The sequence below is a fragment of the Enterobacter sp. PL_is514 genome (assembly GCF_055816715.1).
The window spans coordinates 70,680-83,924 of the sequence record NZ_JBVPGN010000025.1 but is presented as its reverse complement, the minus strand read 5'-3'; the positions used below and the strand labels follow the sequence as shown (position 1 = coordinate 83,924).

General features: G+C 56.8%; 12 protein-coding genes. 3 read left to right on the top strand and 9 right to left on the bottom strand.

Translation table 11 applies throughout. The features are described 5' to 3' along the window. Positions 1–40: 40 nt before the first annotated feature. Positions 41–862, top strand: coding sequence for a serine O-acetyltransferase (gene cysE, locus AC0TNG_RS02465; RefSeq protein WP_008502718.1), 822 nt, complete (start codon positions 41–43; stop codon positions 860–862). On the opposite strand, the gene trmL is transcribed toward cysE, so the two are convergent. The 9 genes from trmL to AC0TNG_RS02420 form a co-directional block, all read right to left on the bottom strand. Continuing rightward, positions 859–1,332, bottom strand: a complete 474-nt coding sequence (gene trmL, locus AC0TNG_RS02460; RefSeq protein WP_033147028.1) for a tRNA (uridine(34)/cytosine(34)/5-carboxymethylaminomethyluridine(34)-2'-O)-methyltransferase TrmL — start codon at positions 1,330–1,332, stop codon at positions 859–861. The genes cysE and trmL overlap by 4 nt on opposite strands. Positions 1,333–1,377: 45 nt before the next feature. After that, positions 1,378–2,718 carry an MFS transporter gene (locus AC0TNG_RS02455; protein WP_473712728.1) on the bottom strand — a complete coding sequence of 447 codons (1,341 nt, stop codon included), beginning with the start codon at positions 2,716–2,718 and terminating at the stop codon, positions 1,378–1,380. A 181-nt stretch (positions 2,719–2,899) separates the two neighbouring features. Then, positions 2,900–4,087: a quinone-dependent L-lactate dehydrogenase gene (gene lldD / locus AC0TNG_RS02450; RefSeq protein WP_023334042.1), complete on the bottom strand. Its 1,188-nt coding sequence runs from the start codon at positions 4,085–4,087 to the stop codon at positions 2,900–2,902. Continuing rightward, positions 4,084–4,857, bottom strand: coding sequence for a transcriptional regulator LldR (gene lldR, locus AC0TNG_RS02445; protein ID WP_023294814.1), 774 nt, complete (start codon positions 4,855–4,857; stop codon positions 4,084–4,086). The genes lldD and lldR overlap by 4 nt, the downstream gene beginning before the upstream one ends. After that, positions 4,854–6,509 (bottom strand): L-lactate permease, encoded by a 1,656-nt coding sequence (gene lldP / locus AC0TNG_RS02440; protein WP_023294815.1) that lies wholly within the window; start codon positions 6,507–6,509, stop codon positions 4,854–4,856. The genes lldR and lldP overlap by 4 nt, the downstream gene beginning before the upstream one ends. Before the next feature lie 336 nt (positions 6,510–6,845). Further along, a complete protein-coding gene (locus AC0TNG_RS02435) occupies positions 6,846–7,208 on the bottom strand; it encodes a YibL family ribosome-associated protein (protein ID WP_048992832.1) in 363 nt (120 codons plus the stop codon). 58 nt (positions 7,209–7,266) lie between these two features. After that, positions 7,267–7,857: a mannitol operon repressor MtlR gene (mtlR, locus tag AC0TNG_RS02430; protein WP_032645094.1), complete on the bottom strand. Its 591-nt coding sequence runs from the start codon at positions 7,855–7,857 to the stop codon at positions 7,267–7,269. After that, positions 7,854–9,002 (bottom strand): mannitol-1-phosphate 5-dehydrogenase, encoded by a 1,149-nt coding sequence (mtlD, locus tag AC0TNG_RS02425; protein ID WP_024906602.1) that lies wholly within the window; start codon positions 9,000–9,002, stop codon positions 7,854–7,856. Before mtlD ends, mtlR begins: the two co-directional genes overlap by 4 nt. Positions 9,003–9,102: 100 nt before the next feature. Next, complete coding sequence (locus AC0TNG_RS02420; RefSeq protein WP_473712727.1) at positions 9,103–11,010, bottom strand: PTS mannitol transporter subunit IICBA; 1,908 nt, start codon at positions 11,008–11,010, stop codon at positions 9,103–9,105. Positions 11,011–11,667: 657 nt separating this feature from the next. Here AC0TNG_RS02420 and AC0TNG_RS02415 point away from each other — a divergent pair. Both AC0TNG_RS02415 and AC0TNG_RS02410 read left to right on the top strand, forming a co-directional pair. Next, complete coding sequence (locus AC0TNG_RS02415) at positions 11,668–12,024, top strand: DUF3302 domain-containing protein (protein ID WP_024906600.1); 357 nt, start codon at positions 11,668–11,670, stop codon at positions 12,022–12,024. Between the two features lie 2 nt (positions 12,025–12,026). Further along, positions 12,027–13,163, top strand: coding sequence for an HlyD family secretion protein (locus AC0TNG_RS02410; protein ID WP_024906599.1), 1,137 nt, complete (start codon positions 12,027–12,029; stop codon positions 13,161–13,163). The last annotated feature ends 82 nt before the right edge of the window (positions 13,164–13,245 follow it).

The following is a 13,245-nucleotide window of genomic DNA, read 5'->3' as shown; positions in this document are numbered from 1 at the left end:
GCAGAACTGGCTGGTCATTAACTATCGTCTGGAGTAAGCAATGCCGTGTGAAGAACTGGATATCGTCTGGAACAATATTAAAGCCGAAGCCCGGGCGCTGGCCGACTGTGAGCCTATGCTGGCCAGTTTCTACCACGCAACGCTACTCAAGCACGAAAACCTCGGCAGCGCGCTCAGCTATATGCTCGCCAACAAGCTGGCGTCCTCGATCATGCCTGCTATCGCCATTCGTGAGGTGGTGGAGGAAGCGTACGCCGCAGACCCGGAAATGATCGCCTCTGCCGCATGCGATATCCAGGCCGTGCGCACGCGTGACCCGGCGGTCGATAAATATTCTACGCCACTGCTGTACCTGAAAGGCTTCCACGCCCTGCAGGCTTACCGCATCGGCCACTGGTTGTGGAATGAAGGCCGCCGCGCGCTGGCGATCTTCCTGCAAAACCAGGTTTCCGTGACCTTCCAGGTCGATATTCACCCGGCGGCAAAGATTGGCCGTGGGATCATGCTCGACCACGCCACCGGGATTGTCGTCGGGGAAACGGCGGTGATTGAAGATGACGTCTCGATCCTGCAGTCGGTCACCCTGGGCGGTACCGGTAAAACCAGCGGCGATCGCCATCCAAAAATTCGTGAAGGGGTGATGATTGGCGCGGGCGCCAAGATCCTCGGCAATATCGAAGTCGGGCGCGGCGCGAAGATCGGTGCAGGCTCCGTGGTGCTCCAGCCTGTGCCACCGCATACCACTGCCGCTGGCGTACCGGCGCGCATCGTCGGTAAACCAGACAGCGATAAGCCGTCCATGGACATGGATCAGCACTTCAACGGTATTCACCATACGTTTGAGTATGGTGACGGCATTTAACTTCTGAGAATGGCGCCCGGATACCCCAACTGGCGCCATGCTTCATACACCACTACCGACACCGCATTCGACAGGTTCATGCTGCGGCTGTCCGGCATCATCGGAATACGGATTTTCTGCTCGGCGGGCAGGGCATCCAGAATCGTGGCCGGCAGGCCGCGGGTTTCCGGGCCAAACATCAGATAGTCACCTGCCTGATAGCTCACGGCGCTATGTGCTGGCGTGCCTTTGGTAGTCAGGGCGAACATGCGCTGCGGCTTCTCTGCTTCCAGAAACGCGGCGTAATCGTGATGGCGAACGACGGCGGTAAATTCATGATAATCCAGCCCTGCGCGACGCAGACGTTTGTCGTCCCACGTAAAGCCCATCGGCTCAATGATGTGCAGACGAAAACCGGTGTTGGCACACAGGCGGATGATATTGCCGGTATTTGGCGGAATTTCTGGTTCGAATAAAACGATGTTAAGCATGCTGCCCCCTTAATTGCGGGGGCAGAATAGCAGAAAAGAGAGGAACTACGCGACGCCGGGTTCCTGCGAGCGGCTGTACAGCATTTTGTAGACGGTTGCCGCAGCGGCCACCAGGGCGGGTACGCTGAGGATCATTAAAATACTGTCTGCCTGCCACTGCATCGAAAGAAGCTGGGCGCTGGTCATAGTTCCCGCCACGCCGCCAAAGCGGCCGATCCCCTGCATCCAGGCGATACCCGTCGCACGGCACTCGGTAGGGTAAAAGGTGGCGGCCAGGGTTTGCATGCCCGACTGCGCACCGTTCATCGCGATCCCCATCAGGAAAATCAACCCGCCAAACAGGGCGATATGGTTATGCTCAATGCCGAGCAAAAGAATAAGGCCCATCGTTAGCACGAAACCACACGCAACCACCCTGTGCGCTTCCCAGCGGTCCATCATCCAGCCCGCAAGCAGAATGCCGGCGGTGCCGCCGAAGGTGAACAGCGAGGTGAGCCAGGCGGATTCCGCCAGCGCATAACCCATCCCCTGCATCAGCGTCGGCATCCAGCTCAGCAGGACGTAGTAGATGACCAGCCCCATAAAGTAGGTCACCCACAGCATCAGGGTGCCGGGCAGCCAGGGCATGGAAAACAGCTGCGACACGCTCCCTTTTTTAGACGCGATTTTCTCCTCCGCCAGGAAAAAGCCCGTGACGCTCTCCAGCGTGCCGCGGGCAAACCGGCTGGCAATGCGGCGGACCTGCATGACGTCTTTCCCGCGCTGCACCAGAAACTTCACGGACTCCGGTAAAAACAGCGCCAACAGCAGCGTTAAAATCAGCGGCGCAATCGCGCCGGTCAGCAGCACGCTTCGCCAGCCGTGGTGGGGGATAAGCCAGGACGAGATCGCGCCGCCGCCCGCCGCACCCAGAGGGAAGCCGCAGTACATGGTATTAATCGCCATGGCGCGGCAGCGCTGGGGGGCGAACTCTGAGATCAGCGTAATGGCGTTCGGCATGGCGGCGCCGAGCCCCAGGCCCGTCAGAAAGCGCCACAGCGTCAGGGTATTCAGACTTTGCGCCCAGGCCGTGCCCAGGCTTGCCAGGCCGAAGAACAGACACGAAAAGACCAGCACGCGCTTGCGCCCCATCCGGTCCGATACCGGACCTGCGATCAGCGCGCCCAACGACAGCCCCAGCAGCGCTGCGCTCAGCACCGGCCCCAGATCCTGTTTGTGTATCCCCCATTCTGCCGACAGCGTAGGCGCGATGTAACCCATCGCTGCCGTATCAAAGCCATCGATCGCCAGAACCAGAAAGCCCAGCACAATGAGCAGCCAGTGAAACCCTGAAAAGCGACTGTCGTCGATTACCTGCTGAATATCCACCTTACCTGAATACGCCATACGCTCCACTCCGATCTGATGTTGTTTTTGTGTTCTTGTATTTGCTTGTCTATACAATTGCGTGCGGCAGGTGGATGTCAAATTTTCTTATCCAATATGTTATCTGGATGTTATTTTTGGCATAAAAAAGCGCCCGAGGAGGACTTCGGGCGCATGAGAAAGGGGGAGTAACCGGAGAAGGTCAGGCCGCGTTTCCCTGAGCAAGGGGAGCCAGCGCTGCCGGTAATTTGCTTAACTCCTGCACCAGGGAATCCTTACTGATTTCGCTAATCGTTTTCGCACCGGTCAGCGTCATCGCCACCTTCATCTCTTTTTCGATCAGGTTAAGCAGATTCGCCACGCCTGCCTGGCCCGCCGTCGCCAGGGCGTACAGATACGCGCGTCCCAGCAGCACGCTGTCGGCACCCAGCGCAATCATGCGCACCACGTCCAGCCCGTTGCGGATGCCGCTGTCGGCCAGGATGGCGATATCGCCTTTCACCGCATCGGCAATGGCCGGCAGGGCGCGTGCGGAAGAGAGCACCCCGTCAAGCTGGCGTCCGCCGTGGTTAGAGACCACAATCCCGTCTGCGCCAAAGCGTACCGCATCGCGGGCATCTTCCGGGTCGAGGATCCCCTTGATCACCATCGGGCCGTCCCAGAACTCGCGGATCCACTCCAGGTCTTTCCACGAGATCGACGGATCGAAGTTGTTCGCCAGCCAGCCGATGTAATCCTCCAGCCCGGTCGGTTTACCGAGGTAAGCCGAGATATTCCCGAGATCGTGAGGCCGACCGTTCAGGCCGACATCCCACGCCCACTGGGGGTGGGTCACGGCCTGCCAGTAACGACGGAGCGCAGCATTCGGGCCGCTCATGCCGGAGTGGGCATCACGATAGCGTGCGCCGGGGGTCGGCATATCGACGGTAAAGACCAGCGTGGAGCAGCCCGCCGCTTTGGCGCGCTCGAGCGCGTTACGCATAAAGCCGCGATCGCGCAGGACGTACAGCTGGAACCACATCGGGCGCTTGATGGTCGGGGCGACCTCTTCAATCGGACAAACCGAGACGGTAGAGAGGGTAAACGGAATGCCTTTGGCATCCGCCGCCGCGGCCGCCTGCACTTCGCCACGGCGGGCATACATCCCGCATAAGCCTACAGGCGCGAGCGCCACCGGCATGGAGAGCGTTTCGTTGAACAGTTTTGTCTCAAGGCTCAGGTCAGACATATTCTTCAGCACGCGCTGGCGCAGAGCCACCTCCGACAGATCTTCCACGTTGCGGCGCAGGGTGTATTCGGCATACGCCCCGCCGTCGATGTAGTGGAACAGGAACGGCGGCAAAATGCGCTGCGCCGCGGCGCGATAGTCACTGGCTGCTGAAATGATCATGCTTTGTTCTCCCTGGAAATATCACTGTCGCCAGGCAGACGGGTAATACGCGCCTGTCGGGCCTGGTCTTCATCGAATCGTTTAATGGTGGTGTGCACGAAACCGAGATGCGCCATCATCGCTTTGCGCGCGGCCTCGGCATCACCGGCCAGAATGGCGTTGAGCACCGCCTCGTGCTGTTCGGTCAGCTGGGCAAACACCGGCGGAACCAGATACATGCGCTGGCGGCTCTGCTTCACGGAGGATTGCAGCAGGTCGAAGAACCCGCGCATGGTCTGGAGCAGCACCACGTTGTGCGACGCCTCGGCAATCGCCAGGTGAAAACGGACGTCCGCCTGGGAGGCGATATCCGGGTCGCTGCTTTGCGTGGCCTCAAAGCAGGCGATGAGTTTCTCTTTGTCAGCGTCGGTTGCCCGCATGGCAGCGTGCCAGGCGGTACTGGTTTCGATGGCGTGACGCGCTTCGAGGATGTCGAAGCTGTAGTCCGGATCGTTCTCCATCAGCGTCTTCAGCGGCTGAACGATGTTTTGCTCGGACCAGTCGTCATGCTGCCAGCGCACAAAGGTGCCGCCGCCGCGACGGCTCACCAGTACCCCTTCACTGACCAGCGTCGCCAGCGCCTCACGCAGTGAATTGCGCGACACGCCAAGCTGGGCGGCGAGCTGGCGTTCGGCGGGCAACTTCATGCCCGCTTCCAGCTGTTGTTCTTCAATCAGCGCCCGCACGCGAGAGGCAATCTCGTCGGACAGGCGTCTGGGCATCACTATCATGGGATCATCCAGGTTAAGACATAGGCCTGCAGGGTGGTGATCACCCCGACCATGCAGGTGAATATCAGGCTGTGTTTCACGGTAAAGCGGAACAGGTCCGACTCTTTACCGACCAGTCCCACCGCCGCACAGGCAATGGCGATGGATTGTGGCGAGATCATTTTCCCGGTTACGCCGCCGGTGGTATTCGCGGCCACCAGCAGGACGTCCGATACGCCAATCTGCTGGGCCGCCGTGGCCTGCAGTGCGGCAAACAGGGCGTTCGACGAGGTATCGGAACCGGTCAGGAACACCCCCAGCCAGCCGAGGAACGGCGAGAAGAAGGTGAAGGCGTGGCTGGTATGCGCCAGCGCCAGTGCGAGCGTCGATGACAGGCCGGAGTAGTTCGAGATAAACGCGAACGCCAGCACCATGCCGATGGAGTAGATCGGCAGCATCAGCTCTTTAACGGTCGCCGCAAAAGTCTGCACCGCAGCCGCAGGTTTCATGCGCAGCCACACCACGGAAAGAATAGCGGCAAACAGGATGGCGGTCCCGGTGGCGGAGAACCAGTCGAATTTATAGACCGCGGCATACGGCGTGGCGGCGTGCACCACCGGCGGCATACGGGCGACCATCTTGTCGAGGAACGGCACCGAAACGTTAATCACCATGTCGTACAGCGCGCCACCCGGGGCGAACAGGGCTTTAAACGGCGGGATGCTCCACAGCGTAACCGTGGCGGTCAGGAACAGGAACGGCGACCAGGCGCGGATCACCTGTCCTGCGGTATAACCGGTGCGGGCCAGGGTTTGATCGACCTGCGAGGCGCCCATGTCGGCGAAGCGGAAAATACGGACCGGCTGCCAGCGTTTCAGGAACAGCGTCAGGCAGACCAGCGAGACCAGCGAAGAGATGATGTCCGGCAGCTCCGGGCCGAGGAAGTTCGAACTGAGGTACTGAGCGATAGCGAACGAACCGCCCGCCACCATCACCGCAGGCCAGGTCTCCTTCACGCCGCGCCAGCCGTCCATAATCGCCATGATCCAGAACAGGACGATAATGGTCAGGAACGGCAGCTGGCGGCCGACCATCTGGCCAATCTCAAAGCTGTCCAGCCCGGTGACCTGTCCGGCCACCAGAATCGGAATACCCATCGCGCCAAACGCCACCGGCGCGGTGTTCACAATCAGGCACAGGCCCGCAGCATAGAGTGGGTTAAAGCCCAGACCCACCAGCAGCGCGGCGGTGATCGCCACCGGTGCGCCAAAGCCTGCCGCACCTTCCAGAAACGCCCCGAAGGAGAAGCCGACAATCAGCATCTGCAGGCGCTGGTCCGGCGTAATGGAGAGAATCGACGAGCGGATAATGTCGAACTGTCCGGTTTTCACCGAGATTTTATAGACAAAGACCGCGGCGATGATGATCCACGCAATCGGCCACAGGCCGTAGAAGAAACCGTAGACGACGGAGGCCAGCGCGCGATCGACCGGCATTTTGTAGAAGAACAGCGCCACCATCAGGGCGATAGCAACGGTATACGTCGCGGCGAGGTAGCCCTTCAGCTTGAGCTTAATCAGCGCAAAGAAGAAGAACAGGATCGGAAGCGATGCGATCAGGCTCGACAGCCAGATATTGCCGGCCGGGTCGTAGTTTTGTTGCCAGAGGCTCATGCAGGTCTCCTGGGGACCAGACAGCCTGCGCTGCGGGTGAGTCTCCGCTCATCTCTGCATCACAGTCTGTGTAAAAGTGGTCCTGCCAATGTTGTGTTGTAGGGTTAATGACAATGAATGGTTAACCAGATGTTATGAGCTAGCAATGATTTTGTGAGCGGAAATAATGGAATTGTGAACCAGGGGAGAAAGAAAAGGGGGATTGGTTGGGCCAATTTGAGGCGGGGGTGGGGCCTGATGCCCTCACCTCGACCCTCTCCCACGGGGAGAGGGAGAAAACCGCACCGTACAGTCCCCTCGCCCCTTTGGGGAGAGGGTTAGGGTGAGGGGGAAGTATCAGAACGCGGTCTTACAAAAACCCGTCATCTCTTTCAGGCCCATTTCGCGGCCAAGCTCGGTCATCGGGTGTACCACCACCAGACCACGGACGCTTTTCTTCAGCTTGCCCATGTCGGCCTGTTCTTTTTTGGTGATCGTACGACGGTGCGGCATGTCCATCAGCTTCTGCGCTTCTTTGCTCAGCTTCTGGCCTTTCACTTCGCGCAGGCGTTCGATTTCTGTTTCCAGCGTGGCGACCTCTTTTTCCAGCTCGGCGTACTTCTCGGCGGAATCGACCAGTGACAGGCCCGCCATCTGGTGACGGATTAGATCCAGGCGGTCGCTCAGGCGTTTAATTTCGTTCTTTTCGACTTCTTTCATGACAAATAACTCTGAAAACGGGGAATTTACAGGGAAGGATACACCAATGTGAGCAGGCTTACTTCTGAAACGCTTTTTTTAAGCTGATTCGTGAAATCAGCTCAGTCAGGGAGAGAACCATCGTGGAACGGACAACCTGTTGATAACGCAGCTTTTGCATCGCGTAGAGCTCAGGGTCGCTGTTATCAAAATGGGGAGCAGGGGGCAGCGCGGTGACGCAGTGCAGCTCGCCGAAGGGCCCCAGGATCTCATCATCGGTAAAGGTGTATTCGTTACCGTCATGATTGAGTTCTTCGCGCAGCGCCATTAACAGCTCCGCATCTTCATACTCTTGCCGGTTCAGCACGCCAAGACCATAAATCAGCTTCAGACGCACGGATAAATCGCCCAGCGGTCCGTCTCCGTCCAGTAACGGTTCTACAGCATATTTTACCGCGTAGTCGTCTTTGCGAAACACCTGAAGCACCAGGATATTCACCGCCTCGGTTAACAGCTCGACGGCGGCAATCAGGAAACTTCGTACGGTTTTGCCAGCATTCAGACGCTCAAGCACACGATTTTCAAAGGCCTGGGTTTGTTCCATTATTGCCTGCATATCTGACAATCTGTTATCCGGGCGCAGGCTAACCTGCGCCTCACTGTGCATCATTTGGTTGCGTTGTATGCGTTAACCGCCTCCACAACCACGTCGCTGTTGGCGTCCAGACCGGAAATCTGCGCCAGCGCAGCCTGTGCGCCTTTGGTATCAATCAGCTGAGCCAGTTCCTGTGCCTGCGGGTCCTGCTCGCTGCGGTAGTGCATTGCGGCGGCAATCCCTTTCACCAGGTTGGCGTGCGGCAGGCCGTATTCCAGCGTGCCCAGCAGCGGCTTAATCAGACGATCGCCCGCGCTCAGTTTGCGCAGAGGCTGACGGCCCACGCGCTCAACGTCATCTTTCAGATACGGGTTTTCAAAGCGACCGAGGATTTTCTGGATGTATGCTGCGTGTTTCTCAGCATCAAAACCGTAGCGTTTGATCAGCACCGCGCCGCTCTCTTCCATTGCCCCTTTTACCACTGCGCGGATCTTCTCATCGAGGATCGCGTCACGAATGGTCTGATGACCGGCCAATTTTCCGAGGTACGCGGTTATAGCATGCCCGGTGTTCAGCGTGAAGAGTTTGCGTTCGACAAATGCCATCAGGTTATCGGTTAATTCCATTCCCGGAATGGTCGGCAGGGCGCCTTTAAACTGGGTTTTATCAACGATCCACTCGCTGAAGGTTTCCACGGTCACTTCCAGCGGATCGTGGGTGGCGGATTCGGACGGCGGAACGATGCGATCCACGGCGGAATCCACAAAGCCGACGTGCGCTTCAACCCAGGCTTTATCTTCGTCTGCTACAGCGTTAAGAACGTGGCCTTTCAGCTGCGTGGTGCCGCGCACCATGTTTTCACAGGCGATGATGTTCAGCGGGGTGTCGATGCCCTGCGCTTTACGTTTTGCCAGGCCTTTCGCGACCGCAGGAGCGATGCGCTCAAGGACGACCGGACCTACGGCAGTGGTGACCAGATCGACGCTGGCGATAAGGTCGATAACGTCTTCACCGATGCTGCTGACCGCGTTGACGCCCGATACCGTCTCGACCTGCTCGTTTTCACCGACCACATGGACCTGATAGCTATGACGCGCATTCAGGGCATCCAGGACAACCTGATTCACATCGGCGAATGTCAGGGTAATGCCCGCGTCTGCCAGCAGTTTACCGATAAAACCACGACCGATATTACCTGCGCCAAAATGTAATGCTTTCATAGTGTTAACCTTCATCAATGTTTTTACCCGAGAGGGCTGGGGTGAGGAACGTTTTCCCCTCACCCTAGCCCTCTCCCCGGGGGGAGAGGGAGGAGTACCGTTATTTGTTAAGCAGAGCCAGAACTTCTTCAACGCTGGTGGTGTTGGCCAGACGCTCAATGACGGACTCATCATCCAGCGCGTTGGTCAGGCTGGTAATCACCTGAATGTGCTCGTTGTTGCGAGCGGCGATACCAATCACCAGACGGGCGATGTCGTCTTCTTCTTCACCGAAGCGCACGCCCTGCGGATACTGGCAGAATACGACGCCGGTTTTCAGGACGCGATCTTTCGCTTCAACCGTACCGTGCGGCACCGCGATGGATTCGCCCAGATAGGTCGGGGTCAGTTTTTCGCGTTCCAGCATCGCGTCGACATATTCAGGCTGAACGTAGCCGCCTTTCACCAGCTGCTCACCGGCAAAGCGAATCGCGTCTTCTTTGGTGGCCGCGGTACGACCGAGGAAGATGTTTTCCGCACCCAGCTTAAACAGGTGGGCGTTGCTCTCGTCAAAACTGTCCTGCAGACTGGAGCGCACTTTCACTTCGTTGTCTTCGTGACGCTGCGCGGCAACCAGACGTTCGGTCAGGCTGGTATACAGGCCGCTGTCGAGGAAGTTGGTCAGCGAAATGTGCTGTGCCTGTGGTACCTGACGCATGGCGCGTTCGGTCAGATCGCGGTGCGTGATAACCAGGTCAACATCCGGCGGCAGGCTGTTAATGGCGCTGTTGGTCACGGAGATGTTGGTCAGGCCCGCATCCTGCACTTTCTTACGCAGCACGCCTGCACCCATTGCGCTGGAACCCATACCGGCATCGCAGGCAACGATGATTTTACGTACGTGGCTCAGGTCGTTAGAGACATCACCTGCTGCCAGTGGCGTCTCGCCTTTGGATTCGGCTTTCATGTCGTGCATACGGCGGGTTGCCGCTTCAATGTCATCATCTTCTTTCACTTTGCTGGTTTTCAGCAGGATTGAAGAGACCACGAAGGAGACGGCCATTGCCGCAAAGATAGCCGCGAGGTTCGCGAAGTAAGCGCCTTTTGGCGTCATCGCCAGTACCGCCAGGATAGACCCCGGAGAGGCTGGAGAAACCAGACCACCGCCCAGCACGCTCAGGGTGAACACACCGGTCATACCGCCGAGGATAACGGCCAGGATCAGACGTGGGTTCATCAGCACGTACGGGAAGTAAATTTCGTGGATACCGCCCAGGAAGTGGATGATCGCCGCACCGCCAGCAGACTGTTTTGCGCTGCCGCGGCCAAAGAAGATATACGCCAGCAGAACACCCATACCTGGGCCTGGGTTGGCTTCGATCAGGAAGAAGATAGACTTGCCGAGATCGTGAGACTGCTGAATACCCAGCGGCGAGAAGATGCCGTGGTTGATGGCGTTGTTCAGGAACAGGATTTTCGCCGGTTCAACAAAGATAGACGCCAGCGGCAGCATGTCGTGCGCAACCATGAAGTTAACGCCTGCCGCCAGAATTTTAGACAGCACTTCAACCGCAGGACCGATGCCGAGGAACGCCAGAATGGCGAGGATCATCCCGATGATGCCCGCAGAGAAGTTGTTCACCAGCATTTCGAAGCCGGATTTGATCTTACCATCAACCCAGACGTCGAATTTCTTAATCGCCCAGCCGCCCAGAGGACCGGCAATCATCGCCCCGAGGAACATCGGCATATCCGCACCGACGATAACACCCATGGTTGTGATAGCACCCACGACGCCACCACGGTCACCGCCCACCAGACGACCCCCGGTGAAACCGATGAGCAGCGGCAGGAGATAGGTAATCATTGGGCCAACAAGTTTCGCCAGCGTTTCGTTAGGCAACCACCCTGTCGGAATGAACAATGCGGTGATGATACCCCACGCGATAAACGCGCCGATATTTGGCATCACCATGTTGCTGAGGAAACGACCAAAGCTTTGAACTTTGATCTTGAAATCGGATGACATAAAACACCCCTTCTTCTGTTTACGCTTAGGCTTGCGGCCCGAGGTTTATTGTTAATGAGGCGGCAGAGGTAGCCGGACCCTGTTCTGATGCTGTGAAATCTGGCACTGAATCGTTCAACTGTCCAGACAGCGAAAATTTGTGTGACGCATGTCACGTAAATGTAGGGGGTGTGGACATCAATGAGGTGATCTTAATCACAAAACAGGTGTGCAAAAAAAATACGATGGCGAGAAATACGGCAAAAACCACCCCTTTTCGTGATGTTTGTCACATTTTGATTTTATGTGTTTGTTTCTGGATTGTGACTGATTTCACAAAATATTTTTATGCGGATTTCTCCGGCTGTGATCGGCGGCAAACTCTGATTCGCGATTCAGCGCCAGGATGATATTGCGCGACACGATAAGCTAAAAAACCACTTTTCATGTGTGGTATGGCGAAAAGTTAAAAGGTGGATTACGCTCATATTGTAAGGTTAAGTCTATTATTATTCAGGATATATTTTGACACGCTTATAAACTTGCATGGAGATATTATAAAAATACATACTTCCCGGCCCTGGGAATAATGAACACAACCCCGTGTTTATAAAAATTAATTAGGTTGCGTACCGTTTTATTAATTTAATGAGTTGACGTTGTTTAAGTGAGGAGAATATGTTTCTCAACTATTTTGCGCTGGGCGTATTGATTTTTGTATTTCTGGTTCTGTTTTACGGAATCATCGCCATTCATGACATCCCTTACAATATGGCCAAAAAGCGTAACCATCCGCATGCCGATGCAATTCACACGGCAGGGTGGATTAGCCTGTTTACGCTCCATGCCATCTGGCCGTTCCTGTGGATTTGGGCCACCCTGTACCGCGAAGATCGTGGCTGGGGTATGCAAAACCACATTACAAAGCCTGATGAGGTCCCGGGCATGGATGCGCTCGCCAAACGCGTGGCGGAACTCGAACAAAAGCTGGCCGCGGTAAAGCCTGCTGCTGATAAGAACACGCTGGAGCGCTAATCATGGATCTGTTGATTATTTTGACCTACGTGGCATTTGCCTGGGCCATCTTTAAAATATTCCGAATTCCGGTCAACCAGTGGACGCTTGCCACCGCAACATTAGGCGGCGTATTTATTGTTGCCGGACTTATTCTGTTAATGAACTATAACCACCCGTATACCTTTACGGCGCAAAAAGCGGTTATTTCTATTCCAATCACGCCGCAGGTGACCGGTGTGGTCAGCGAAGTGACCGATAAAAATAATCAGCTCATTAAAAAAGGCGAAGTGTTATTTAAACTGGATCCTGGCCGCTACCAGGCACGCGTCGACAGACTTCAGGCCGACCTGGTAACCGCGACGCACAATATCGATAATCTGAAAGCGCAGCTGGCGGAAGCCGTTGCCAATACCACGCGCGTCTCCGCTGAACGCGATCGCCTCTATAAAGATTATCAGCGCTACCTGAAAGGCAGCCAGGCGAAGGTGAATCCGTTCTCTGAAAGCGATATCGACAACGCGCGGCAGAACTATCTGGCGCAGGATGCGCTGGTGAAAGGCTCCGTGGCTGAACAGGTGCAGATCCAAAGCCAGTTAGACAGCATGGTGAACGGTGAACAGTCGCAGATTGCCTCCTTACGCGCCCAGCTTGCCGAAGCCAAATACAATCTGGATCAGACCGTGGTGCGCGCGCCAAGCAATGGTTACATCACCCAGGTGCTGATCCGTCCGGGGACCTATGCCGCCGCGCTGCCTTTGCGCCCGGTGATGGTCTTTATTCCTGAACAGAAGCGTCAGATTGTGGCCCAGTTCCGTCAGAACTCGCTGCTGCGTCTGAAGCCGGGTGATGAAGCGGAAGTGGTGTTTAACGCGCTGCCGGGCCAGGTGTTCTCCGGGAAGCTTACCGCGATTCTGCCGGTGGTGCCGGGGGGGACCTATCAGGCGCAGGGCGCGCTGCAGTCGCTGACGGTCACTCCGGGTAGTGATGGTGTGCAGGCCATCATTGAGCTGAACCCCAATGCGGAGGTCGATGCGCTGCCAGACGGTATTTTTGCCCAGGTGGCGGTCTATTCGGACCACTTCGCCCACGTCTCGGTCATGCGTAAAGTGCTGCTCCGTATGACCAGCTGGATGCACTACCTCTACCTCGATCACTAATCCTTCCAGGGCAGGAATGCGACACGCAGACCTGCCCTTTTTTCATCGCTTGATCCATACTGACTTTTTTGCAGCATCAAGG